At 41.7% G+C, this 23,750-nt stretch carries 26 protein-coding genes; 2 read left to right on the top strand and 24 right to left on the bottom strand.

What is annotated here, in order from left to right:
• Window position 1 precedes the first annotated feature (1 nt).
• The 5 genes from panB to mazG form a co-directional block, all read right to left on the bottom strand.
• A complete protein-coding gene (gene panB, locus NI466_RS10085; RefSeq protein ID WP_004278337.1) occupies window positions 2–811 on the bottom strand; it encodes a 3-methyl-2-oxobutanoate hydroxymethyltransferase in 810 nt (269 codons plus the stop codon).
• A 53-nt stretch (window positions 812–864) separates the two neighbouring features.
• Window positions 865–1,350, bottom strand: coding sequence for a 2-amino-4-hydroxy-6-hydroxymethyldihydropteridine diphosphokinase (folK, locus tag NI466_RS10090; RefSeq protein ID WP_253173468.1), 486 nt, complete (start codon window positions 1,348–1,350; stop codon window positions 865–867).
• The gene (gene pcnB / locus NI466_RS10095) at window positions 1,347–2,819 is read right to left on the bottom strand and encodes a polynucleotide adenylyltransferase PcnB (RefSeq protein WP_044109978.1); all 1,473 of its coding nucleotides are present in this window, start codon (window positions 2,817–2,819) and stop codon (window positions 1,347–1,349) included. The genes folK and pcnB overlap by 4 nt, the downstream gene beginning before the upstream one ends.
• 136 nt (window positions 2,820–2,955) lie before the next feature.
• A complete protein-coding gene (locus tag NI466_RS10100; protein ID WP_071850424.1) occupies window positions 2,956–3,378 on the bottom strand; it encodes a ComEA family DNA-binding protein in 423 nt (140 codons plus the stop codon).
• Window positions 3,338–4,150 (bottom strand): nucleoside triphosphate pyrophosphohydrolase, encoded by an 813-nt coding sequence (mazG, locus tag NI466_RS10105; RefSeq protein WP_071850425.1) that lies wholly within the window; start codon window positions 4,148–4,150, stop codon window positions 3,338–3,340. The genes NI466_RS10100 and mazG overlap by 41 nt, the downstream gene beginning before the upstream one ends.
• Before the next feature lie 92 nt (window positions 4,151–4,242).
• On the opposite strand from mazG, the gene NI466_RS10110 reads away from it, so the two are divergent.
• Window positions 4,243–5,013, top strand: coding sequence for an SDR family oxidoreductase (locus NI466_RS10110; protein WP_071850426.1), 771 nt, complete (start codon window positions 4,243–4,245; stop codon window positions 5,011–5,013).
• Between the two features lie 23 nt (window positions 5,014–5,036).
• Here NI466_RS10110 and NI466_RS10115 read toward each other — a convergent pair whose 3' ends face one another.
• The 17 genes from NI466_RS10115 to NI466_RS10195 form a co-directional block, all read right to left on the bottom strand.
• On the bottom strand, window positions 5,037–5,681 hold the full coding sequence (locus NI466_RS10115) for a 4'-phosphopantetheinyl transferase family protein (RefSeq protein WP_253173469.1): 645 nt from the start codon (window positions 5,679–5,681) through the stop codon (window positions 5,037–5,039).
• A 140-nt stretch (window positions 5,682–5,821) separates the two neighbouring features.
• Complete coding sequence (der, locus tag NI466_RS10120; RefSeq protein WP_004278348.1) at window positions 5,822–7,231, bottom strand: ribosome biogenesis GTPase Der; 1,410 nt, start codon at window positions 7,229–7,231, stop codon at window positions 5,822–5,824.
• A 167-nt stretch (window positions 7,232–7,398) separates the two neighbouring features.
• Window positions 7,399–8,547, bottom strand: coding sequence for an outer membrane protein assembly factor BamB (bamB, locus tag NI466_RS10125; protein WP_253146960.1), 1,149 nt, complete (start codon window positions 8,545–8,547; stop codon window positions 7,399–7,401).
• On the bottom strand, window positions 8,544–9,242 hold the full coding sequence (locus tag NI466_RS10130) for a YfgM family protein (RefSeq protein ID WP_004278352.1): 699 nt from the start codon (window positions 9,240–9,242) through the stop codon (window positions 8,544–8,546). The genes bamB and NI466_RS10130 overlap by 4 nt, the downstream gene beginning before the upstream one ends.
• 30 nt (window positions 9,243–9,272) lie before the next feature.
• On the bottom strand, window positions 9,273–10,568 hold the full coding sequence (gene hisS, locus NI466_RS10135) for a histidine--tRNA ligase (protein ID WP_253173470.1): 1,296 nt from the start codon (window positions 10,566–10,568) through the stop codon (window positions 9,273–9,275).
• A 3-nt stretch (window positions 10,569–10,571) separates the two neighbouring features.
• Entirely contained in the window at window positions 10,572–11,693 is a 1,122-nt protein-coding gene (gene ispG, locus NI466_RS10140; protein WP_253173471.1) for a flavodoxin-dependent (E)-4-hydroxy-3-methylbut-2-enyl-diphosphate synthase, read from the bottom strand.
• 23 nt (window positions 11,694–11,716) lie between these two features.
• Window positions 11,717–12,508, bottom strand: coding sequence for a helix-turn-helix domain-containing protein (locus NI466_RS10145; RefSeq protein ID WP_253173472.1), 792 nt, complete (start codon window positions 12,506–12,508; stop codon window positions 11,717–11,719).
• A complete protein-coding gene (gene pilW / locus NI466_RS10150; protein ID WP_005261820.1) occupies window positions 12,499–13,299 on the bottom strand; it encodes a type IV pilus biogenesis/stability protein PilW in 801 nt (266 codons plus the stop codon). The genes NI466_RS10145 and pilW overlap by 10 nt, the downstream gene beginning before the upstream one ends.
• A 14-nt stretch (window positions 13,300–13,313) precedes the next feature.
• Window positions 13,314–14,549 carry a dual-specificity RNA methyltransferase RlmN gene (rlmN, locus tag NI466_RS10155; RefSeq protein ID WP_253173473.1) on the bottom strand — a complete coding sequence of 412 codons (1,236 nt, stop codon included), beginning with the start codon at window positions 14,547–14,549 and terminating at the stop codon, window positions 13,314–13,316.
• A 122-nt stretch (window positions 14,550–14,671) separates the two neighbouring features.
• Window positions 14,672–15,103: a nucleoside-diphosphate kinase gene (ndk, locus tag NI466_RS10160; RefSeq protein ID WP_004647460.1), complete on the bottom strand. Its 432-nt coding sequence runs from the start codon at window positions 15,101–15,103 to the stop codon at window positions 14,672–14,674.
• 110 nt (window positions 15,104–15,213) lie between these two features.
• Window positions 15,214–15,414 (bottom strand): Fe-S cluster assembly protein IscX, encoded by a 201-nt coding sequence (iscX, locus tag NI466_RS10165; RefSeq protein WP_004278360.1) that lies wholly within the window; start codon window positions 15,412–15,414, stop codon window positions 15,214–15,216.
• 87 nt (window positions 15,415–15,501) lie between these two features.
• Window positions 15,502–16,053, bottom strand: coding sequence for a phosphatase PAP2 family protein (locus tag NI466_RS10170; protein WP_005107877.1), 552 nt, complete (start codon window positions 16,051–16,053; stop codon window positions 15,502–15,504).
• Between the two features lie 20 nt (window positions 16,054–16,073).
• The gene (locus NI466_RS10175) at window positions 16,074–17,354 is read right to left on the bottom strand and encodes a glycosyltransferase family 4 protein (protein WP_253146956.1); all 1,281 of its coding nucleotides are present in this window, start codon (window positions 17,352–17,354) and stop codon (window positions 16,074–16,076) included.
• Between the two features lie 268 nt (window positions 17,355–17,622).
• Window positions 17,623–18,039 carry a hypothetical protein gene (locus NI466_RS10180; RefSeq protein ID WP_004647457.1) on the bottom strand — a complete coding sequence of 139 codons (417 nt, stop codon included), beginning with the start codon at window positions 18,037–18,039 and terminating at the stop codon, window positions 17,623–17,625.
• A 13-nt stretch (window positions 18,040–18,052) separates the two neighbouring features.
• Window positions 18,053–20,389 carry a fimbria/pilus outer membrane usher protein gene (locus tag NI466_RS10185; protein WP_253173474.1) on the bottom strand — a complete coding sequence of 779 codons (2,337 nt, stop codon included), beginning with the start codon at window positions 20,387–20,389 and terminating at the stop codon, window positions 18,053–18,055.
• A gap of 22 nt (window positions 20,390–20,411) precedes the next feature.
• Window positions 20,412–21,116, bottom strand: a complete 705-nt coding sequence (locus tag NI466_RS10190; RefSeq protein WP_253173475.1) for a fimbrial biogenesis chaperone — start codon at window positions 21,114–21,116, stop codon at window positions 20,412–20,414.
• A gap of 76 nt (window positions 21,117–21,192) precedes the next feature.
• Window positions 21,193–21,726 (bottom strand): hypothetical protein, encoded by a 534-nt coding sequence (locus NI466_RS10195; protein WP_253173476.1) that lies wholly within the window; start codon window positions 21,724–21,726, stop codon window positions 21,193–21,195.
• Between the two features lie 816 nt (window positions 21,727–22,542).
• Between NI466_RS10195 and NI466_RS15975 the strand changes: the two genes are divergently transcribed.
• Entirely contained in the window at window positions 22,543–22,767 is a 225-nt protein-coding gene (locus NI466_RS15975; RefSeq protein ID WP_016807076.1) for a helix-turn-helix domain-containing protein, read from the top strand.
• 30 nt (window positions 22,768–22,797) lie between these two features.
• Here the strand turns inward: NI466_RS15975 and NI466_RS10200 are convergent, their stop codons facing one another.
• Window positions 22,798–23,418, bottom strand: coding sequence for a DUF2971 domain-containing protein (locus NI466_RS10200; protein WP_044109953.1), 621 nt, complete (start codon window positions 23,416–23,418; stop codon window positions 22,798–22,800).
• Window positions 23,396–23,647 (bottom strand): hypothetical protein, encoded by a 252-nt coding sequence (locus NI466_RS10205; RefSeq protein ID WP_004647452.1) that lies wholly within the window; start codon window positions 23,645–23,647, stop codon window positions 23,396–23,398. Before NI466_RS10205 ends, NI466_RS10200 begins: the two co-directional genes overlap by 23 nt.
• Between the last annotated feature and the right edge of the window lie 103 nt (window positions 23,648–23,750).

Consider the following 23,750-nt stretch of genomic DNA (forward strand, 5'->3'; position numbering starts at 1 on the left):
CTTACAATTCAACCTGAAAAGTTTGTTCTGGTGCCGGGAAAGATCCATCTAAAACTGCAGCATGATAAGCTTTAAAAGCATCTAGAATGGCGGTCGCACCCGATTGTTCTTGCATAAAATTACGTACAAATTTTGCAGTGTGGCCAAAGGTCAGACCCAACATATCCTGTACCACTAGCACCTGGCCGTCTGTAGCTGCACCTGCACCAATGCCAATGACCGGAATCTGCGGAAACAGTTCGGTGATTTCCTGGCCAAGCTGTGCTGGTACGCATTCAAGTAGCAATAGTGCAGCACCCGCCTCGACCACTGCCTTACAGTCCGCAATGAGCTGATCGGCCGCTTCACGGGTACGGGCTTGCAGTTTATAACCGCCAAAGACATGTACCGACTGCGGAGTAAGACCCAAATGCACACACACCGGAATACCGTTACGGGTCAGCACTTGCACGGTTTCTGCCAACCATGCACCGCCTTCCATCTTGACCATTTGCGCGCCAGCCTGCATCACGGTTTTCGAGCTTTGCAAGGCATCATTCAAGGTGGCATAGCTCATAAATGGCAAGTCAGTCATGATAAAGGCATGCTGGTTACCACGGCGTACCGCAGCCGTATGATAAGCCATATCTGCAACCGTAACCGGCAAAGTCGAATCACGGCCCTGAATTGACATTCCCAGAGAATCGCCAATTAAAATGCTGTCCACTTCGGCAATTTCCATGGCTTTGGCCATACTGGCATCATAGCAAGTCAGACATGAAAATTTGCGTCCATCTGCTTTAAAGCGTCTTAAATCACTCAGACTGACCATGAAAATGTTCCTCTATGCTTGAAAGTTCTGACGAAGCTACCATCACTTAAAAATTAAATATTTGCCCAGTTGCTGTCATCGAGTACCGCGAGGGTCGACTGTTTAACGATGTCTAGGTCTTTTAATCTGTGTCCATGAACCTGTATTTCAGGATCAATATCCAGAAGTGGAAGCAGGACAAAATCACGTTCTAATACACCAACATGCGGCACAGTTAAGCGTTCATTTTGAATCTGCTCATTGCCGTAGAGCAGCAAGTCCAGATCCAGCGTACGTTCGCCCCAATGACGTAAACGTACCCGACCGGCGTCGTGCTCAAAGGCTTGCAGACGATCTAGCAAGCTTAAAGCGGCCAGATCGGTATTTAACTGCACCACTGCATTCAGATAGTTTGGCTGATCCTGTGGTCCCATCGGTGGACTTTGATACAGATGCGAAGTTTTCACCTGCCCCAAGGTCGCCAGTTTCTGTACAGCTTCTGCCAGAATCTGGCGTGAATCACCCAGGTTACTGCCCAGGCCAATATACGTCACGATCATTGTGTTGGCCCAAATACCACCTGACTCAGATCACGTTTCACCCGCTTACGTTTCATAATCGGATGATCTGCGCCAATTTCACCGCTGGCACTGGCTGCTACATGCGACAGAGGTTTCACCTTGTCTTCAAACTTGGCTTTGCGCACTCGACGATTGCGTGGTTCAGGTTCATTTACCAACGGTTCGATCTCGGTGAGATCTTGCTGCTGGGTCAATTTCTGTTCCAGATGTTCTTCTTGACTCGCCTTGCGACGGCTCTTGGCACGCTGACGGTTATACTGGCTAATGGCCCGTTCTTTCTCGTCACCGCTCATTTGCTGGTAAGCATCCCACCAGCTGCCCATGCCTTGTGCAGTTGCATCGCCTGATTTTTCACGCAGCAGCAAAAAGTCAAAGCCGGCACGGAAACGCGCATGGCTGGACAAGGCCTCGATTTGCTGTGGTTTTGGATTCAACAAACGGGTTTGCATTTCCCAGACTTCACGAATAAAGGTTTCCGCAAAACGTGGAATAATGGTACGAGTCGCCTGACGTTTTAACACGTCCAAACCAGCTTGGGCACGAGCTTCGGCGGCTACCACGCCTTTATTTAGATAGAATTCACAACGCTCGAGGAATGGCTGCCACAACAATACCGCATAGAAAAAGGCCGGGTTGATGGTCTTGCCGATAGAAATACGCTGATCGGTATTTTTCGCAGCGCGTTCCATAAATGGCGTAATTTCAGGCTTGATATCTGCAAATAACTGCTGCCAGATCCCAAAATCGATCAGCATTGGCAAGACACGATTCAGGTGTCCCATGGTAAACAGTTTCTGTGATTCATCATAAAGTCGATGTGGAGAAACATCACGCAGCAACTGGGTCATTTCCGGCGTAAAGACATCCAGAATCGCTTCATCAATATTAAAGTTCAGCTTGGCGGCAAAACGTAGGGTTCGCAGCATCCGCACTGGATCTTCTTCAAATCTTAAAGTCGGATCACCGAGTAAGCGTAAGGTTTTGCTATGGATATCATCCACTGCATTGCAGAAATCCAGCACAATGCCTTTACGTGGCTGGTAATACATTGCATTGATGGAGAAATCACGACGGGCAAAATCCTGCTCGATGCTGCCCCAGTTGTTATCACGCAGAATCATTCCCGCGGCCGAGGTCACTGCTTTTTTTGGTGGTGCACGGAAGGTTGCCACTTCAACCAGTTCCCGCCCTGAATAGACATGCGCCAGTTCGAAACGTCGTCCGATAATTCGACAACGTCGTCCGAAAACTTCCTTGACCTGAGCCGGGGTTGCATTGGTAACTGCATCGAAATCTTTAGGATTCAAACCTAACATCAGATCTCGAACACCACCACCCACGATATAAGCTTCATAGCCTGCCTTGTTTAAGGCATCAATCACATCGAGAATATAAGAAGGTAATTGAGCGGTTGATAAACCACATTTTGACGCGCGCAAAGTTTGCAAAAGACGCTGTCTCCTACGTCTGAACGTAAAATTCTAAGATGACGCTAATCATATCGCTTACACGCCTAAAGGGCAATTTGATTATGTCAATCCTGCGAGTCAAATCAATCAGCTAGTCATGATCCATGCTGTCGCCTTACAAGGCCAATTTGGCCTTGTTTTTGGCAAACAATGCCGGCCCAATGCCTTTGACCAGCTGGATCTCTTCAATGCTTTTGAATTTTCCGTTTTTTTGCCGATGTTCAATAATGGCTTCAGCCTTTTTTTGACCAATACCATTTAGCTGCTGTAATTGCTCCACTGTTGCATTATTCAAACTGATTTTATTAGCAGCGGAAGATGCCGATAATGCAGGCTTCGCCAGATAGTGATTGCTTTCCGATGAAGCCGTAGCGGCAGTTTTTTTCTTCAGGCGGGCGTCATGTTGCTGTTGCTGGGTCTTCCATTCCATATAATCGGTCGCAGTCGCATGCGCTGTTCCGATAAAAATAAAGCCCAGCCAGCAACTCAGAAGAAGATTAATCCACGTTCGACCGATTTGATAAGGTATTTTTTTCATGTGCCGCTCTTTGTTTTAATTCTAATTTAGCCTGTTCCCACAGCTGATCAAGTTCAGCCAATGACAGCTTTTCCAGGTCTAATTGTTGTAATTGTGCCTGATCTTCTATTAAGGCAAAGCGGGTCCGGAATTTATGGATCGTCCCCAATAATGCCATCTCGCTGGAAATGCCAAGTTTACGACCAACATTCACCAGAGAAAATAAGCAGTCGCCAAATTCTTCCTGTATTTCATCGGAATTTTGTCCAGCTACCGCTTCTTTTAATTCAGCCAGCTCCTCTTCCAGCTTGGCATAGGCACTGGCCATGTCAGGAAAATCAAAACCGATTTTAGCGACATTTTTTTGAATTTCATCGGCCTGTACCAAAGCCGGTGCATGTTTAATATCATCCAGGCGTGAACGCGGCTTACCCTGCTTTTCTTGCTGTTTGATTTCTTTCCATAGCTCAGACACATCTTCCGGACTCATTTTTGCAAATTGTTCAGCCTGAAATACATGTGGATGACGACGAATCAGTTTCTCGGTAATAGCCTGCACCACATCCTGAAAATCAAATGCCCCCTGCTCGCTATACATTTGCGACTGGAACACCACCTGTAACAGCAAATCACCCAGCTCATCGCGGACATCGTCGACTTTTCCAGAGCGGACTGCTGCTTCGACTTCATAAGCTTCCTCAATCGCATATTTGGTCAGCGATTCGGGAGTTTGCTGCTGATCCCATGGGCATTTTTCACGTAATTCGCGCATGACCTGAAGTAGTTGTTCCATTTTCAAAAACCTCTTTTTTTACCAAATAATCGCGTCAATCTGCCGGTTTCTTGTTATGCTCAAAAAAAAAAGACAATAAGGAGATCAAACACATGCACAGTATATTGATTAGTGGGGCAGCACAAGGAATTGGGGCAGCAACCGCCCAGTTATTTTACCAGCACGGCTATAAAGTCGGTATTTATGATATCAATACAGCACAGGCTGAACAGCTGGCCCAGCAACTGGGCGAACATGCCAAAGCCGGCTTTCTCGATGTGGCCGATTATGCTTCCTGGGAAACAGCCTTGTCTGAATTTTCGGCCTGGGCGGGGAAAATCAATATTCTGGTCAATAATGCCGGGATTTTATATTCAGGCCCTTTTGAAGAAACTGATATTATGGCGCATCATCGGACTCTGGATATTAATGTTAAAGGAGTCATGAACGGCTGTCATGCCGCTTTCCCTTATTTAAAAGAATCTTCATTTGCCCGCATCATCAATCTATCTTCAGCTTCGGCGATTTATGGCCAAGCCGATTTAAGCAGTTATTCCACCAGCAAGTTTGCAGTGCGTGGCCTGACTGAAAGTCTGGATATTGAGTGGCAACCCTATGGGATTCGAGTCTTGGATGTTATGCCGCTTTTCGTCAGTACCGCCATGGTCAAAGATATGCAGGCAGAAAGCATCAAAAAGATGGGCGTGCATTTAAAAGCAGAAGATGTTGCACAAGATATTCTTAAACTGGCAGAACTCAAAGATTCCATCTGGCAAGCCACCCATCATCCTGTCGGATTCAAAAGCCAGTTTTTATTTCATTTATCGCGGATGAGTCCACAATTTGTGAATCGGCTGAGTAATCTGATCATTTCTAGAAAATAAAAAATATTTGGGTTGATTCTGTTTTAGACAGTGTGATGAATCTGGATCACAGGAAATCTCAATCCCTTGCAGGAATCCTCACTTTGCCAGGCCACGGTGAGCATGCAGCCAGCAAGCGTATAATTTTGATAGGCATAGATGCCAATCTCTGGATGTTCGCAGCGCCCACCATTTTGCTCAGGATGGATATTGGTATTGAGCTCATTCAGGTTGATCCGGATTCCCAAGCCTGATGCCTTTAACACGGCCTCTTTAATCGTCCAGACTTTAAACCAGTATTCAGGGTCATAAGCCAGCGTTTGCCAAGTTTTGAGTTCTTCGGGATGAAAGGCGTGCTGTGCCAAGGCTTCGAAACGAACCTTACGACTCAGTTCTTCAATATCAATTCCTAAGTTTTGGACATCTCTGCTCGTTGCCAGGACGTAGAAATTCTGACTATGGCTATGATTGAAACTGAAATCCGGATAGTCGTTTAAATAAGGCTTGCCAAAATTCGTCCGTACCACCTGTTGATCACTAACTGGCAATTCAAAAGATTGGGATAAAAGCTGATTGCGCAAAAATGCCACTTCGCGTTTCCGTTCGGCAATCTGGGTTTTGCGGTCTGACAATTGATCACAAGTCAGATCAGAGAGTTGATGCAGATGTATTTGAATCAGCCGAGCCACGTGAATCCATTAAAAAAGATGTCAATTGATTTGAGTGTAAAAGAATTTAAACTTTTATTGGGAAAGAAATTTATTATTTTCTCAAAATAAAAAAGCCCGCTTTACGCAGGCCTTTTATCCAAAAAATTTAAACTATAGAATTAACGTTTAAATTTCTTCTCGGCTTTCTTGAATTTCTGTACATAACGACGTTTACGTGCAGCTGCACGCTCATCCACTTGAGACTTACGACCTTCAAACGGGTTTTCAGAGGTTTTAAATTCGATTTTAATGGGCGTACCTTCAAGCTTGTACACTTTACGGAACACGTTTTCCAGGTAACGGCGATAATCCGCAGGGGTTTTATCCACCTTGTTTCCGTGAATCACGATCGTTGGCGGATTCTGCCCACCCATATGCGCATAACGCATTTTAATACGACGACCCTGAACCATCGGCGGTTGGTGGGCATCTGTCGCATCATTTAAAATCTGGGTGATTTTTGCTGGTGACACTTTCAAACGAGATGAATCATAAGCACGGTGAATCGATGGATAAAGATCACCCACACCCGTTCCATGCAATGCAGAAATCAAATGCACTTTGGCCCATGGAATGAAATCGAAGCGACGCTCTACATCGAGCTTACATTGCTTACGATCATATTCAGTCATGTTATCCCATTTATTGACTGCAATGACCATGGCACGACCCGCTTCAAGTGCATAGCCAATCAAATGCAAGTCCTGCTCAACAATACCATCACGCGCATCAACCACAACAACAATTACGTTAGCATCTTTCATTGCCTGTAAAGTTTTAACGATCGAGAATTTCTCAATCATTTCATCAACTTTACCTTTACGGCGCACCCCGGCAGTATCAATCAGGGTGTATTGACGGCCATCACGCTCGAATGGAATATAAATCGAGTCACGTGTTGTACCCGGCTGGTCAAATGCCACCACACGTTCTTCACCGAGCAAGCGGTTCACCAACGTTGATTTACCTACGTTTGGACGACCAATAATCGCTAAACGCAGACCCGTGTTTTTGTCATGTTCTTCCGGATTTTCATCTTCCGGTACATCGGCAAGTACGTCTTCCAGCATCTGCTGAACACCACGACCATGGCTGGCTGCCACTTGTAGCGGTTCGCCCATACCCAGTTTGTAGAATTCGACCAAGGCAGCTTCAGCATGTACGCCGTCGACCTTGTTGGCCACCAGAAAGACTTTTTTACCTAAAGTACGCAATTCACGGGCAATCTGCTCATCAGATGCCAGCAATCCGGCACGCGCATCAACCACAAAAATGATGATGTCAGCTTCATGAATGGCAGTCTTGGATTGCTCTGCCATATAGGAGTCAATCCCACCTTCATTTTCGCCAATACCGCCGGTATCGACCACAATGAAAGATTTATTTTGATAGGTAGCATCGCCATATTTACGGTCGCGTGTCAGACCTGCGAAGTCTGCCACCAATGCGTCACGGCTCTTGGTAATCTGGTTGAACAGCGTTGATTTTCCGACGTTCGGACGACCAATGAGCGCAATTACGGGTTTCATAGAGTAACCTTTATTCAATATCAGGCGTCAAAGTGGCCTGAACATCAGAAAGCATAGGAAGATATAAGGGGGAAATACCCTAAATAAAAACACGGGGCATTGATTTTTCAATCACCCCGCGTTCACAAAATACGGTTGTGGCTAGTTTAGCATAAGGCTCGTTAAAATTAACGGTTCTGCCAAATGCTTAATGCGCCCTTGCGTGTAGAAACATAAAGCTGGTTGTCGATGACGCGTAAGCTACGCACCTCCCCAGAGGTTTTCGAACGACCAGTAATCTGTCCGGTACGCGGATCAATCAGGTGCAAGACACCATCCAGATCGCCGACTACAAGATCAGTACCCAGCATCACCGGATTACTTAACTTGCGATTCAACAGCTGGTCATTTTCCCAAAGCAGTTGACCCGAGGTAATCTCAAAGGCTTTGATTTTGCCATCGGTTTGCGCCACAAATACGCCATTGCCCACAACTTCTGGACGCTGGATACTGCTGGCATCTTTACTCCAGACCACCTGTTGTGAAGCTAAATCCAGCACAGTCACCTGACCTTGATAACTGGTAGTCACCACAAACTGGCCTGCAACGACCGGTTCCCCGTCAATATCAACCAGACGCTGGATATCAGAACGTCCATCCGACACTGCGACACGACGCTGTAATTTTGGCACACCACTTAAGGCATCCAGTGCATAGATATAAGCATTGGAAGATGCAATCAGTACATTACGGGCATCTAATGCAACCGGTGCAGCCATACCACGCAGGCTGAATTGTACATTAGGTAAGTTATAAGTCCAAACTTGTGCACCCGTCGCAATTTCATGCGCATATACGGTGCCATCATTGCTGACACTAATGACACGACCAGCATGAATTAATGAAGGTGCCAGTAAAGCACCCGTCAATTGCGCAGTCCATTTTTGCTCGCCGGTTTGCTGATCCAGCGCAAACAGTTGGCCTTTCTGGTTGCCAACGACAACAAGACCTTCGGCAGCTTCAACGCCAGAGCTTAAATTGTCTTTGCTGACTTTTTTCTGCCACAGACGCTGTTTGCCTTTAAATGCAGACACTTCGCCTTTCGGATCAATTGCAAAGACCACACCATTATCTGCATCCAGACGTAAACGCAACGGATCAGCAGCATCTGTCGAAGCCACACTGGTAGAAAATACGGGCACCAGTGTTTTGGCTTGGGTCAGTTTTGGAAGTGGATTCGGTTTTACTTCTGGAACTTTATTGGTTTTACCTGCACAGCCAGCCAATGCAAGCGTTAAAACAGTCAAGGCACAGGTAATTTTGTATTTTCTATTCATTCAGCTTCTTCCGCTTGTGTTTCTATAATTGGGCGTTCGATTTCCGGATCATCGACCAATACGCCTACGCTTTCGAGCTTAATTTGTAAAATCTGACGTTCTTCTTTACGTTCGATCAAAGCATCCCATGCACTTTGATATACTTTTTTAGCATTTTCAATATCATTTTTGGCAACATAGATATCGCCACGTGCTTCATCGGCAGTTGCTTTAAATGCAGGCTCAGTGACTGCTTCTAAAGTTTTCAATGCAGCATCATATTTTTTCTGTGCCAGTTGTGCATAGGCCAGACGAAGTTTGACGACCTGAACTAGCCCTTTATCATCTACTTTCGAGTTTTCAACTTTCTGTAGCGCTTTCTCGGCCGCAGCATAATCTTCTTTGTCATAAGCCAGTTTCGCCATCACCAGCTGGGTCTGAATCGCCTGAGCTGAATCAGGTGCTTCCTTGACAATCTTGTCCGCAGCTTCAGACAACTTGGCAAAACCATCACCTTTCGATGCCTGCGCATCATCCATCAACTGCTGAACCTTGGCAGTGTGCATTTGCGACTCTGCCAAGTTTTTCTTCTGCCAATATTCCCATCCAAAAAAGGCAATCAGCGCAATTAAAATCCCGGTAATCATCGAAGAACCATATTTCTTCGTAAAGGATTTTAAGCTTTCAAACTGTTCATCACCACTCATTGCGCTCATGAGATTACCCTTTTCCTAATGTTTTATCGATTATTTTGAAGAAATTTTAGTACTAAAAAATGCAACGAAGTCCGTAAATGGTACATTCGATTGCTCTGCGGTTGCCAGCTCTTTCACAGTAAACGCCTGAGCTTCCAGTTCACGTTCACCCAAAATCGCCGCATACAAAGCACTGGCTTGATCAGCCTTTTTCATTTGCGATTTCATTGAACCTTGTGAGCCTACTTTCAGACGAACCTGACTGCCTGCTGCTTCAAGCTGATCCCGGATCTGCTCTGCAATGACCAAAGCCTTACCTTGAGCAGCCGGTTCAGCCACCAGGAATACTTCACAATCACGTGTCGGGGTATTGTCTTCAACCTGTTCCAGCAGAAGCAACAACCGCTCAATCCCCATGGCAAAACCAACCGCAGGGACAGACTGATCTGCTTTTCCTTTGAGTTGTCCCACCAGACCGTCATAACGGCCACCGGCACATACCGTACCCTGTGAACCCAAATGGGTTGTGGTCCATTCAAAAACAGTTTTGTTGTAATAGTCCAGACCACGTACCAGTTTTTGATTGATCACAAAACTGATGCCTGCATCGGTCAAGTACTGTTGTAGCTGGGTAAAATGCGCCAGCGTTTCTTCACCCATAAAATCATGAAGTTTCGGTGCATTTTCCAAGATGCTTTGTGTTTTGGCATCTTTAGAATCTAGAATACGCAGTGGATTGGTGGTTAAACGACGTTGTGAATCTTCATCCATATCCGCTTTATGCGACTCCAGAAATTCAACCAGTGCCGCACGATATGCTGCACGCTCATCCGACTCACCGAGTGTATTTAACTCAAGCTGAACCTTGTCTGCCACACCCATACGTTTCCACAGACGCGCCGTCATCAGAATCAGTTCTGCATCCATATCTGGCGTTGCCACACCAAAGGTTTCCACACCAAACTGGTGAAACTGACGGTAACGGCCTTTTTGCGGTTTTTCATAACGAAACATGGGTCCGATATACCAGACGCGAGGCGTCGCACCGCGCAGCAGGTTATGCTCCAGCATGGCACGCACACAACCCGCCGTCCCTTCAGGACGCAGCGTCAACGACTCAGGCGGATTACCCTTGTCGAGGAAGGTATACATTTCTTTTTCAACGATATCGGTTGCATCACCGATCGAACGTTTGAACAGATTGGTCTGCTCAACCATAGGCAGACGGATTTGTTGATAGCCATAGGTATCCATCAAACCGGATAGATGCTGTTCAAGACGTCTCCAAGCTGGGGTTTGCGTTGGGAGAATGTCATTAAAACCTTTGATTGCGACGATTGAACTCATGATCTACTCAGGAAAACTTGTACGAATAATTTCTTTAGATTTAGCTTCTTCAAGCTCGGAAACACGTTGACGAACCATGGTTTCGATTTCATCAACCAATTGATTCGTGTCAATTAAATGGCTCTTTTCACCATTACGGTACACAAGTGAACGTGGTGCTGCACCTACGACACCAATATCCGCTTCTTTGGCTTCACCCGGACCATTGACCTTACAGCCAATGACAGACACATCCATTGGGGTACGAATATCTTCTAAACGCTCTTCAAGTTGCTGCATCACTGAAATCACATTAAATTCCTGACGTGAACAGCTTGGGCAGGCAATGAAGTTAATCCCATTGGAGCGCAGACCTAGCGATTTCAGAATATCAAAACCAATTTTAATTTCTTCTTCAGGCTCGGCAGCCAGTGAAATACGCATGGTATCCCCGATGCCTTCCATCAGCAGGCCGCCCAAAGCGATCGCAGATTTAACCGAACCGGTGCGGTAAATACCCGCTTCCGTGACACCTAGATGGAGCGGATTATCAATTTGCTGTGACAGCAAACGATACGCATCCATGGTCAGGAACACATTCGATGCTTTGACTGAAATTTTGAATTCCTGGAAATCCAGACGGTCTAGAATATCGATATGGCGCATCGCAGATTCAAGCAAAGCCTGACCCGTCGGCTCGCCATATTTCTTTTGAATATCTTTTTCCAGGGAGCCGGCATTAACACCGATCCGCATGGAAATATCGTTATGACGTGCTGCGGCCACCACTTCACGGATTTTCGCTTCAGAACCGATATTGCCCGGGTTAATCCGCAGGCAGTCTGCACCCAAATCCGCAACTGCCAAAGCAATTTTATAATCGAAGTGAATATCGGCGACCAAAGGTACATTGACCTGCTTGCGAATTTCACCAAATGCCGCCGCGGCTTCCATGGTAGGCACAGAAACCCGCATGATGTCTGCACCGGCATCTACACAGCGCTGAATCTGTGCAACCGTAGCTGCTACATCACAGGTTTCAGTATTAGTCATCGACTGGATACTGATTGGTGCATCACCACCCACATAAACTGAACCCACACGAATTTTACGTGTTGGACGACGTTTAATTGGATTTACGATCATCGTTCTGCTCTACTCTTGATCTGTTAAGGTGATAAACGGAATTCTGCTTTTCCGTTCACAGTGTAGGGTGACAATGAAATATTTTCATTATTTAAACTGAGTGATACAGCCGATGCATCATCCAGACGAATCTGGAATGGCGCTTCACCATTCAGCTGCAAGCTCGATGCCTGACGACCAGTTGCCAGAACATTACCCGCCGAGTCGACAATATGCACCGAAGTCGGACGGTTAAAATCAAGTTTCAGCTGATCACCGGAAAGTGCGGCACCTGGATCCAGATTCAGAATCTCGACATTAGAAGCGCCTACTCCAGAGACTTCACTGCTATTTTGTGAATTACTGCTCGACCAGTTCTGAATCATGGCAAACAGTGCGCCCAAAATCAGCAACAGTACCAGCGTAATAAAAATGCGCTTTAACCATTTACGATTGCGGTCACGTTTGGAACCTGGCAATTTCCCCATAATTTTAATAGGAGAATTGTTCAAGGCATGATTCGGCAGCAACCCTGTATCATTGGTATAAATTTCATCAAATCGCTGAATAATACTAGACGCATCTACACCCAGAAATTTGGCATAAGTCCGGTAATAACCTTTGATAAAGGTTGCTTCAGGCAAAGACTTATATTCGTCCTGTTCCAGTGCAGTCAGGGTTTTGACCGGGATATTCAGCTCTTTCGCTACATCTTCCAGATTGCGCTGCTGATTGACACGAATCTGGCGCAAGTACTCGCCCGGACGTTGAATATTTCCTAACGCATTTGGAGCTACGCTCGAATGATTCGATGGTGAATTAGGATTTACTTCCATACGGCCTCAGTACTGTACTGTAATTGCAAATAACGTTGGTATTCCTGGCTTTCAGGAAAAAGTGCACGTAACTGGTTGACCAATACCTGCATACCCAACTGATCACCTCCGGCACGCGCAGTGCGAATGCCAATCCAGAGTGCACGGGCACCCTGATTTTTCTGTCCCACACCACGTACAAACTGTTGATACATTTGTGTCGCAGCCGGGAACTGCTGGTTCAAATAAAATATTTCTGCCAACTCTAACATTGAAATATAAGAATCGCGATTGGCTTGTAGCGCCTGTTTGAATGATTTTTCAGCATTCGCTGTATCACCCAGTTTCAGGTAAATCCGTCCCATATTTTCCAATGCACGGAAACGTTGATCATAACCTAAAGTGGCACCAGCAATTTGAAACTGCTCGATTGCATCATTATAGCGTTCAAGCTGATATAAATAAGTGCCGTAATTATTTCGCGCCTGCGCATTTTTCGGATCTGCCGAAATCGCACGCTTGAAATAATGATCTGCTTTTTCGAGATTAAGCTTACTACCTTCCTGTTGCAGTAGCACGCCCATCATCATATTTGCTTGAGAATCACGCGGAGTAGTCTCAAGTGCCTGATCCAGCGCACGTTTGGCTGCATCCAGGTCACCTGTTCTCAGATATTCTACCGCCAATTGGGTACGGACTTTGGTGGCCTTTTCAGGGTCTTTCTGACCCAGATCTGGCGTCTGACACGCGACTAAAACCAAAGACACACATACTGTTGAAATCAAAGCAAACTTTGATGTTAGATTTCTCAACTGGCGACCTCTTATTATCCTTGTGAGCGCATGATCTCATTCGATTGCGCAATTTTCTTTTTCCACTGTTCCGCACGACGGGTACGGTCAGCGACTTGTCCGACTAACTGTCCACACGCGGCATCAATGTCATCACCGCGTGTCTGACGAATCGTACACACAAAACCGGCATCAGACAAAGTTTTTTGGAAAGAAATAATCCGGTTGCGGCTTGAGCGGCCATATGGCGCATGCGGGAACGGATTAAAAGGAATCAAATTAATCTTGCTTGGCAAATTCTTCAACAGCTTAATCATTTGCTGAGCATGTTCAGGATGGTCATTCACGCCATCTAACATCACATATTCAATCGTCACATGTTTACGTGAACTTTCGTTACCATCTTTAGCAATATAGCGCTGACATGCAGCAATCAGCTGCTCAAGCGGATATTTTTTATTGATCGGCACCAGCTCGTTACGCAGTTCATCATTTGGCGCATGCAATGAAATAGCCAGCGCCACGTCAATATCTTTGACCATCTGATCGATTTTCGGTACCACACCAGAAGTCGATAAAGTCACACGACGTTTTGACATGCCGTATGCAAAGTCATCCAGCATAATACGCATTGAATTCAATACTGCATCGTAGTTGAGCAATGGCTCGCCCATGCCCATCATCACCACGTTCGTGACTGAACGTTCACGCTCAAGTACAGGCACATCTTCCATATAGGAATAGTTCGCCATCCAGAGCTGACCGATAATTTCGGCTTGAGTCAAATCACGCTGGAAACCCTGTTTACCGGTTGAGCAGAATGAACAGTCCAGTGCACAGCCCACTTGTGAAGAAATACACAAAGTGCGACGTAAACCACTACGATGTTCTGCCGGAATCAGTACCGTTTCGACGAGGGAACCTTCACCGTCGCCAACACGGAATACCCATTTACGAGTTCCATCTTTGGAATAGTTTTTATGCACCACTTCCGGTGCTTTAATTTCACAAATTTTTTCCAGTTTTTCACGCAGCTTCCCTGAAATATTGGTCATTTCAGTAAAATCAGTCACAAAAAATTGGTGAATCCATTTCATCACCTGCCCGGCACGAAACTTCTTCTCACCCATGTCCTCAAAGAATTTTTCCATTTGCGGACGTGACATGCCAAGTAAATTCACTTTCTCGACAGTATTTGCCTGTGCTGGAGCGGATGGAGTGTGTTGCTGTGGCTCAGAAACTGCTGATACAGCGACTGCTTCAGTACTCATGTGTATTACCTAAACCATGTCTAAAGATGAAAGGAGAAGCTCAATATGTGAGCAAAGAATTATTCAGAGAATAAAAAAACCAGATAAGTATAATAACACTTATCTGGCTTGAATACTGCGAATTAACGAGTACGTGGAGCAATCTCAGTTTGAGCGAAGAAGTAGTTAACTTCACGATCAGCAGATGCTACAGAGTCAGAACCGTGAGCAGCGTTTTCATCAATGCTTACAGCGAAATCTGCACGGATAGTACCAGGAGCAGCTTCTTTAGGATTCGTCGCGCCAAGGATGTCACGGTGAGCAAGAACAGCATTTTCGCCTTCAAGAACTGAAACAACCACTGGACCAGAAGTCATGAATGCAACTAGGTCAGCAAAGAAACCACGTTCTTTGTGCTCAGCATAGAAGCCTTCAGCTTCAGCTTGAGTCAAATGTTTCATTTTAGTTGCAACAATTTGAAGACCAGCTTTCTCGAAACGAGCAAAGATGTCGCCGATGTGGTTTTTAGCAACTGCGTCTGGTTTAACGATAGATAAAGTACGTTCGATAGCCATGATAGGCTCCTTAAGTCAATTGTTGACATGAAAATTTGGCGCATTATACCGAGATAATGCGCATTTTTCTGCTTTTCATCTGTAAAAAAATGCTTTTTTAAGATGAGGGCTTAGCGTGCCTCATCAATCCATGCCATTTGAATCGCTTCAAGCAGACCTTCAGTCGACTTGGTTGGATCATCTTCAAATTCAGGCAAAGCACATACCCAGGCATGTAAATCAGTAAAACGAATCCACTGCGGGTCCACATCTGGATGCGCTTCATAGAGTTCAATCGCGATATCGAGAGTGTCAGTCCAACGTAAACCCATCTCTATTTCTCACCATAATTGCTTTGATGCTGTACTTTAACAAATCTGTGAAAATCTGCGAGCCTTTGCTCCGGCTTTCACTTATTTTTACAGCACAATATTCAGATAAGGTGCGGTCAGGACAATGGCAATTGCCATCATGCCACCCAGAATTGCGCCAACTGCCACATCACTTGGATAATGTAATCCCAACACCATTCGGGACACTGCGACCAGAATCGTAAAAGGCAACATCAGCATGAGTAATAAAGGTGCGACATAACCTAAAACGGTGGTTGCCATGACGGCATGCAAGGTATGTCCCGAAGGAAAACTGAAATGATCCAGTGGATGCTCACCCAAACGGATCACCTGATGCACCTGATAAGGACGTGGCCGTACGGTTTTGATTTTAAGCACCTTGTAAATAATGGTACCAATAGTGCTTCCCAAAATCAGATAAACAATCTGCACGGTATAGATCAAGCCTTGCATGATCCAAACCAATATCAGCATGAAATACCAAAATGCACCATTTCCTAAGCGGCTAATCATTTTAAAAAAAGTGGCAATACGGACTGAATGCGAAAAATGATTCAGATAAACACAGCCTTTCAAATCGATTTCTAAAAATTTAATCTTTACATTCTGGAGTTTCACACTGGTGCTCCTTTCTTGTTTTATATCCTGTATTCCTGTTGCTGTACCAGTGAATACAGTGCCTGTTCAAATTGCCGGACCGGATATTGCCAGCCTACTTTTTCGGCTTTTTTACGTGCTTGCGCACCCATCTGCTGCAATTTTTGCTGATCAGGCAATCCGAGCATCTGCTGGATCAACCCCTGCTGATGTCCAAGTCTACTCAACCATCCCGTTTCACCATGCTGCACATGCAAGTTTGCACAAGCATAATCATAAGCAATCACTGGCAAGCCACTGGCCATCGCTTCCAATACCACATTTCCAAAGGTTTCAACCTGACTGGCAAAACAGAAGACATCTGCACTGGCATACGCCGCTGACAGTTTTTCTCCTGTCAAGCTACCGGTAAAAACAATACTGCCATCCTGATTCAGTTGTTGCAGTCGAGTGCGATCCGGCCCATCTCCAACCACCACCAAACGTATATCTTGCTGACGAACTTGGCGCAGCACAAAATAGGTTTTGATCAGCACGTCAATTTCCTTTTCAGGGGAAAGCCGTCCGACATACAACATCACCCGGGTCTCGTTTGAAACTCCCCAAGCATAGCGCAAATCTGGTGATCGCCACTTTGGTGAAAATGTATCTGGATCGACGCCTCTGCCCACAACTGCCAAGGGACAAGTCACACCAAACTGATTTAAGGCTTGAGCCGTGCCTCGACTCGGAACACAGGTCAAATCAGTATTATTATGAAACCACTTTAAATAGCCTTGAATTGGCTTCAGTAAAAAAGCCAAATCAAAAAATCGACTAAATTCCTGAAATGACGAGTGAAAACCGCTAGAAACCGGAATTTTATGGAATTTTGCAAGCTGTTGAGCTACCAGACCCAAAGGACCTTCGGTCACGACATGGATAATATCGGGTGTAAAAGTTTCAACAGCTTGATGGATTTTTAAAAATTGCGGCCTACCAAACTGCAAATTACTATATTTAGGAATGCAATGCGCTTTAACTAGACATTCGCTATGCGGCTTAAAATCGTTATAGGCTTGTCGTTGTTCCGGACGAATTAATAAAATCTTATGCCCCTGTTTTTGTAATCCTTTACACAGTTGCAATAAAGCATGGGCAACCCCATTGATTTCAGGAGACCAGGTTTCAGTCACAATGGCTATTTTGAGACGAGGACGAGTCAACTCTTCCAAAGGCAGGGTCATTTTTGTTTTTTGCTGTCGCAACTGTTTTAAGTCAAAGCTAATATTTTGAAGTGCAGACATTTTTTTCGATAACGCTGAGGTGCAGGGCTGTTCCATATCACACCTATGTGATTATATTTTAAGCTAAAGTCTAATGCTTATTTATTGCATTTTAATGATATTACCCCCTTCTCTCATTTTATTCGGAAGTTGATGTACTTATAGAGATATCTAATTAACTTGACTAACAATTAAGAGTAAATTAACTCACCTATTCATAACCATAGCTCATGCCTAAAAAATCCAGTCAGAAAGCTTCAAAATCTGGTTAAAGGACTTAAATAGACCAAAATCCAATTCTCTTTTAAGAGCCAACTAAAAGAATTCAGTAGATAAGATCCACATATAAACTGTCTTTATAAACTCCAGCTGGGGTCAAAGCAGAAGGTTGTTCAGCTAGTTGTACCAATACAATAAATTTACTTAGGCTAGTTGCCGGTTGGGATATCGGCATATTCCAACGGGATGAGGTCGCCCCAGAAATATACATTTGTGTTCTTATTTTATGATTGTGCTCATTAACCAAATAACTACTGCCATTAGTGCTGGTTAAGTTTCTAGAATTAAATTGAATAGCATAACTACTATCACACCTTACGATAAAAGAAGTCGCAGCTTGGCTCAGATAAGAGGAGTTCAATTTGAGTTCTGATGCTGTCGATCGATCAATCTGACAACGTTGGGCATGACTTAGACTGGTTAATAATAGAGAGAACACAAGTACAGTAAATTTAAGTTTCATTATTTTTCATCCTTTATTTACAGATAAGCGTAGATAGTCCGCTTTCTTCTTTTTGATTTTCTGTAACCGTCAATTGTGCAAAGCAAGTTTTAGATTCGGTGCTGATGATTTTAATATTGTAAGTATTTGGAATAAGCCCATATAGAGTGACCGTACCGTTCGATGAGATAGGATAAACCTCCCCACCATCATTATCGATATATAACTCTGAACCGGCTGTGAATTTATGATTATTACTATCTACAGGCAAAATCGTGACCTGTTTTGTATTATATATAGGGAAATTAATAATATACCCCCGCTGATCTAAAGCAGTAAGCCTCTTGGTTGCATAAGGAATCTTAGCTTCGACTGGTAATTGATTCTGATCAAAACCAATATCATAATTTACATAAGGAATAATATCATGAACAAAGGTATAGCCTTTCTTATTCGTTTTATCTACTACAGATAAAGACCTTAAAACATCGACATCCTGATAATCTCCCACACTAACAACAGAAAATGCATTATCAACCAACTTGGTAAAATTGAATTTATTATTAAGAAAAACAACCGCACCACGATAGTTTAATTGTGATTCAGACTCATTATCTCCCTCTATATGATAAAAACCTAAATCCCCAACATCTGTTTTCAATCGCCCATTGAAATTATATAGTGTTTCATCTTCGAGTCTATTTACACCTGTTTCATAGTCAAATCCAACCTGATTAGGATTACTTTTTACAAATTGCAATTTAGTTCTTTCATCTGTTGAATGACTAAAATAAACTGCTTTATCATCATCAAAACTATAGTTAAGTGATAAGACAACTCCAGAATCCCGATCATCACCAAATGAGCTAAAATAACTCAAACCTAGGCTTCCCTTCCTACCTAGCCGACGATTAAACCCTAAATTTAAAGTTTTACGATCATTTTGAAAAAATGAAGGAATCTCATCTTCCACGCGCATTTCTTGCTGATGAAAACTCTGGGCAGCATAATTCAAATAAATATTATGCAAGAGAGGAATATTGCTCATTCCCCCATAAATTAAATATTCATACTTAGGATAACTATAAAAATTATCCAGGTCATCACCTAAATATTTAAAATCTCTTTCTGTATATTTCGCACTTGCACCAAGTGAAACTCTTCCGAAATCCTTTGCAGCAGATAATCCATATGAATAATTAAAATTATTAAGTTCATCGTGTGAAGCTTGAACTACACTATCCAAAACCAAATAATGACTAATAGCTTGAGTCCATAGAAAGCCTAAATTTTGCAAGTCTTCGCTATAAGAAAAATTAGAACCAAGTGTTGTCCAATTAGATACCCCATAACGATAATAAAGGTTAGAGAAAAAATTACGATAGTCATTACTTTCTATATTATAGTTATAACGCAACTTTCCTAATGAAACATTATATTCACTAAGATCAGATCTTAATAGCCGATTCGTCACCAGAATAGGAAAACTTTGTACACTCCTATTCCCTAATACATCTTCAACAATAATTTGTGCATTTCCTGCCTGTTGAATTTGTGCACCAGTTTGAAGATTGAAATCACCAGGACTGACTCTTTGGCTATATATACTTACCCCATTAATATACAAATCAACTGTAGAAGGAACACGCGCACTTCCCTGTAAGATTGGAGTATTCCAATAAATAAAATTTGGTCGCTCAGTAAAATTAGTCCCCCAGTTTAAACCGGCAAAACGTAAAGAATTAATTAATGGATTATATACTGTAGTTGTATCTCCTAAAGTAAGCTGAGTCATACTTTTAGGAAATTCAAACTCAATACTAGTACTGAGTCGAGTAAAATACTCATTCAAAGGATGATTATAATATGCTATTGAGTTCTTAAAAATCCAATAGTCTTTAAAGACACCCAGATCTGTCAGGCCGTTATATAAAGAATTCGTTTCTCTGTCTATTTTTGAATTTAAATAGGTAAAATCATAATTTACGAAACCTCCAAAACTGGCTCTCTCTGGCATAGTCTGCAACTGGGAGATCTGTGTACTTGATTTAAACAGCTGGGTAGGTATGGTGAGATTAATTGTTTGCTTAGAGGCATCGAAATTAGATTGAATATTCCGGTCCGAAATAAGACAAAACTCATCCCGAGAAGCCATTTTTGATAATTTAGATATATCAATATCTCGTTCCGACAATATATTGCACTCTATGTAAAAATTATCATCACTTTTTATTAAAATAATATCTATATTATGATCAAGCTCGTTTATCCAAAGATTAGCAAAAAATTCATCATCAGGATTCTGGTTAGCATTAGCATTACATAAGAATAAAATATTAACTAGAATAATTATTTTTCTATTTAACTGCATAATATAATCCTTAATTATAATTTTAATCCATAAGCTTTAACTCTATTTCCTTGTGCGACTTATCTGTCATTACTTTAACAAAATAATTACGAGGATTATTTATTTTAACGCCTTCCAACTCATAAAAAATACTCTTATCTTTAAGTGCATATTTCATATTATTACTAGTAAAAACTTCTTTCTTATTAGAATCTAAAATTTGTAACTTTGAAATTTGAATATGAGATTCTGCTTTATTTTTAACTATAAGCTTATCATTCTCAATATTAAAATTTAATTTTAAGTTATCTTGCTTTCCAATAAATAATGGCAGGTTAAAATTCATCAAGAAAGTAATAGATGATTCTTTTACAGGTTGAGGTAATTCCTCAATTACAATGCGCCAGGTACCCTCTTCCCGACCATCCAATATAGATACTATTGGACGATTAAAACCAACACGTATAACTTGTTTCCCATTAGGTTTTAAAATAAAATTTCTTGGATTAATTATAAGAGTATCATCCTTCTCCAACACATCTTCACCTTTATCATTTTGATCCCATTTAAATGCTTTCACCTCAAATATCTTTTTTTCTACTTCATTTATAGACTCTAAAGTAAATGTTGTTGTTTTTTGTTTTTTATCATTAAATATATACATTTGCACTGGATCAATTGCAACATCCGCCTTCCCGCCAGAAAAATAAAAAAAAGATAAAAAAAATAATATAGTTGTTTTTCTCATATTATAATTTTCCATTTAAAAGTATAATGAGGCAACCTAACCCAACATAAATATCAGGTTAGGTTGATTAAATAAATTAGTAGTAAGCTTTAATTAGATAGCGATCGGTATAATTACCTGCTAACTGTGTAGCATCAACTGCAGTATTGGTAACTGCAAGTGTATAATTATCAACTGCTTGACCAGCATGATTTGAATTACCAAATGGAACAGCACCTGCAGCACCTTGTTTAGTCGTCACAATTGTTGTAGCAATTGTTTTAGATGCATCTGTTTCATGTTTAACAAACGTAGTATTATTAGCACCGGCATTTGCAGTTTGTAAATTTAGAACATAAGGGGTATTTGTTGTAATTGAATAATTTGTAGTTTGGGTTCCACCAGCAGCAGATAATACTATTGCATTTCCACCAGTTAAAACACATTTCTTATTAATTTTAAGTGAAATTGGAATTTCTTTTTCACAGCCTAAAGTATTACATTTACTCCAGTCAATTGGTGGTTTAGGAGGATGATAACCACCTCGAGCTGCGTCATCTTCTGCAAAAGATGCGGTAGAACAAGCACCAAGAACTAATGCCGCTAATGCCGATTGTGTAATTTTGTTCATGATTTTCTCCATTTCTTTTTAATAAAAGAATATGTATATGTAGTTATTTTAACGATTACGCTTTAACTCTTATTATTATGAGTAAAGTTAAGTAACCGTTAACTTATCTTATTATCTTTGACCTAAAAATATGCAAAAGTTTATTATTCACAATACTACTCTCTATTTTTGGTTTTTTATTTGTTTTAAAAAATTTAATCCTATACTTATAAAAGGTTAAGACAAAAAATAAATTGATACAATTTAAAAATATTTCTAACTATGTCAAATAAAAAGAATAAAATAATCTTTAAATTTTATAAAAAACAATTAAACCACTAATTTTATTATTTTTTTATAATTTACCTTAACTTACAAAAAAATAAAACAAAGTTACGAAATTTACAAATAGTTGTAAATTATGCAACTTTATTTAAGAAATGTGTGATTTTGTCGAAACTTTTGCTTTCTTTTTCACACATCAAGACTTTTCTTAGCTATGAAAAACTTTCTAAAAAGCAATAATTAATATAAATTAACTAAAAAAACAATATGTTAATATACAATAGACTTCTTGCGTTAGTCAAAATTTAAACAGCCCAAAGCTACATTTTATAAGGTTTTAGCCAATTCGAAAATTAGGTAAAACGATACTTTCGCAAGAGGTCTAATAATCTTCTTTCATAAATAAAAATTGAACACTATTTTGCTTAATATTCGTCCTCTAATTTTCTTGGCATTCGTGCCTAATTTATGAATGAAACACATCGATTCAAAAAGTTTTCAGAAACACAGTTTAAGCGATATACAGGCATATCATGGTCAACTTTTTATTTAATGGTTGATCAATTGAAGAAACATGTTTTAACTCAAGGCAGACCGCCCAAGTTAAGTATTAAGGATCAGATTCTGCTCTGTCTAAGCTATTGGCGAGAATACCGAACCTTATTTCACGTTACTACGAGTTACGGAGTTTCAGAGCCAACAGCCTCAAGAATTGTAGGTCATGTCGAAGATTGGCTGATCAAGGCTGAACTAATACAATTTATAAAAGAACTCTAATATATGAACCGCTACCACAATTGCAGCTATTTAATCTAAATCAACTGAATTAATAATTTTTCTTTTTAAAGACCATGTTTCTGTATCAACTAAAACAGTGAATAATTCAATATTATTATTCCGACTAAATTCTTTTAACTGTAAAATTTTAGGAACTTTATAACCATCGATTAAATTATCATACTTCCTTCTTTGATCACGATAACTATTTTCCCCAAGATATATCTCAACAAATGCATCTGATGGGATGCTTTTTAAGAATATACTTCTTGAACCAATATATTTTCTTTCCCACTGCTCTCCATCCAACTCAAATCTCTTATCTTCCTTTGAATGATAAGAATGGTATTCCTCACTCCCCAAACATTTCACTACCCTAACCTCCTCTTCATACGCCCAACATAATTGCTTATAAAGAACAGCATGTTTTAGTAATCTCTCATGAGATTTCCACCATATATGATGCTTACTTCCAATTTGCATTAATTGCACGGCATCTATTGAATTAATATGTTGTGGCACTGTATTCACATAAATTATCTCTCCTCTCTGAGCAGGTATCGTATAATTTTCAAAACTTTCTAAACCTGCCTTCTCTGTATCAATCCCGATCACCATTCCTTTATGACTATCTGCATAATGAGACCACATTAAAGGATTTAAGTAAGGGGGCTCGAGTTAAAGACAATACTGCATATTTATTGATAAACCGACTTCTTACAGCTTGCGTTTCTACACCAACATTTACCGTTTCCCCCATTAAAGCTAAAGCCGTCACCTCAAATGGATCATTAAAATCGCGCGTCAAAGAAAAGCCTAAAGCACTTGTTTCTAATATTTTTAAACCAGCATCAAAGCCAACATATTTATATAAAATCATTATTCTTATCCACGCGGATTCAAATCCCAAGTGCGACACATTTGTAGTTAGTTGAAAAAGTTAGGTGTATTAGAATCATTAGACTTTTTCAACTCGCAATTGG

This window comes from Acinetobacter lwoffii (genome assembly GCF_024129595.1).
Taxonomy (GTDB): domain Bacteria; phylum Pseudomonadota; class Gammaproteobacteria; order Pseudomonadales; family Moraxellaceae; genus Acinetobacter; species Acinetobacter lwoffii_O.

Excerpts from the sequence above, each read along its gene's own strand:
- panB (WP_004278337.1), bottom strand. The coding sequence starts at position 811 with ATGGTCAGTCTGAGTGATTTAAGACGCTTTAAAGCAGATGGACGCAAA.
- folK (WP_253173468.1), bottom strand. The coding sequence starts at position 1,350 with ATGATCGTGACGTATATTGGCCTGGGCAGTAACCTGGGTGATTCACGC.
- NI466_RS10100 (WP_071850424.1), bottom strand. The coding sequence starts at position 3,378 with ATGAAAAAAATACCTTATCAAATCGGTCGAACGTGGATTAATCTTCTT.
- mazG (WP_071850425.1), bottom strand. The coding sequence starts at position 4,150 with ATGGAACAACTACTTCAGGTCATGCGCGAATTACGTGAAAAATGCCCA.
- NI466_RS10110 (WP_071850426.1), top strand. The coding sequence starts at position 4,243 with ATGCACAGTATATTGATTAGTGGGGCAGCACAAGGAATTGGGGCAGCA.
- der (WP_004278348.1), bottom strand. The coding sequence starts at position 7,231 with ATGAAACCCGTAATTGCGCTCATTGGTCGTCCGAACGTCGGAAAATCA.
- bamB (WP_253146960.1), bottom strand. The coding sequence starts at position 8,547 with ATGAATAGAAAATACAAAATTACCTGTGCCTTGACTGTTTTAACGCTT.
- NI466_RS10130 (WP_004278352.1), bottom strand. The coding sequence starts at position 9,242 with ATGAGCGCAATGAGTGGTGATGAACAGTTTGAAAGCTTAAAATCCTTT.
- hisS (WP_253173470.1), bottom strand. The coding sequence starts at position 10,568 with ATGAGTTCAATCGTCGCAATCAAAGGTTTTAATGACATTCTCCCAACG.
- ispG (WP_253173471.1), bottom strand. The coding sequence starts at position 11,693 with ATGATCGTAAATCCAATTAAACGTCGTCCAACACGTAAAATTCGTGTG.
- NI466_RS10145 (WP_253173472.1), bottom strand. The coding sequence starts at position 12,508 with ATGGAAGTAAATCCTAATTCACCATCGAATCATTCGAGCGTAGCTCCA.
- rlmN (WP_253173473.1), bottom strand. The coding sequence starts at position 14,549 with ATGAGTACTGAAGCAGTCGCTGTATCAGCAGTTTCTGAGCCACAGCAA.
- ndk (WP_004647460.1), bottom strand. The coding sequence starts at position 15,103 with ATGGCTATCGAACGTACTTTATCTATCGTTAAACCAGACGCAGTTGCT.
- iscX (WP_004278360.1), bottom strand. The coding sequence starts at position 15,414 with ATGGGTTTACGTTGGACTGACACTCTCGATATCGCGATTGAACTCTAT.
- NI466_RS10175 (WP_253146956.1), bottom strand. The coding sequence starts at position 17,354 with ATGGAACAGCCCTGCACCTCAGCGTTATCGAAAAAAATGTCTGCACTT.
- NI466_RS10180 (WP_004647457.1), bottom strand. The coding sequence starts at position 18,039 with ATGAAACTTAAATTTACTGTACTTGTGTTCTCTCTATTATTAACCAGT.
- NI466_RS10185 (WP_253173474.1), bottom strand. The coding sequence starts at position 20,389 with ATGCAGTTAAATAGAAAAATAATTATTCTAGTTAATATTTTATTCTTA.
- NI466_RS10190 (WP_253173475.1), bottom strand. The coding sequence starts at position 21,116 with ATGAGAAAAACAACTATATTATTTTTTTTATCTTTTTTTTATTTTTCT.
- NI466_RS10195 (WP_253173476.1), bottom strand. The coding sequence starts at position 21,726 with ATGAACAAAATTACACAATCGGCATTAGCGGCATTAGTTCTTGGTGCT.
- NI466_RS15975 (WP_016807076.1), top strand. The coding sequence starts at position 22,543 with ATGGTTGATCAATTGAAGAAACATGTTTTAACTCAAGGCAGACCGCCC.
- NI466_RS10200 (WP_044109953.1), bottom strand. The coding sequence starts at position 23,418 with ATGTGGTCTCATTATGCAGATAGTCATAAAGGAATGGTGATCGGGATT.
- NI466_RS10205 (WP_004647452.1), bottom strand. The coding sequence starts at position 23,647 with ATGATTTTATATAAATATGTTGGCTTTGATGCTGGTTTAAAAATATTA.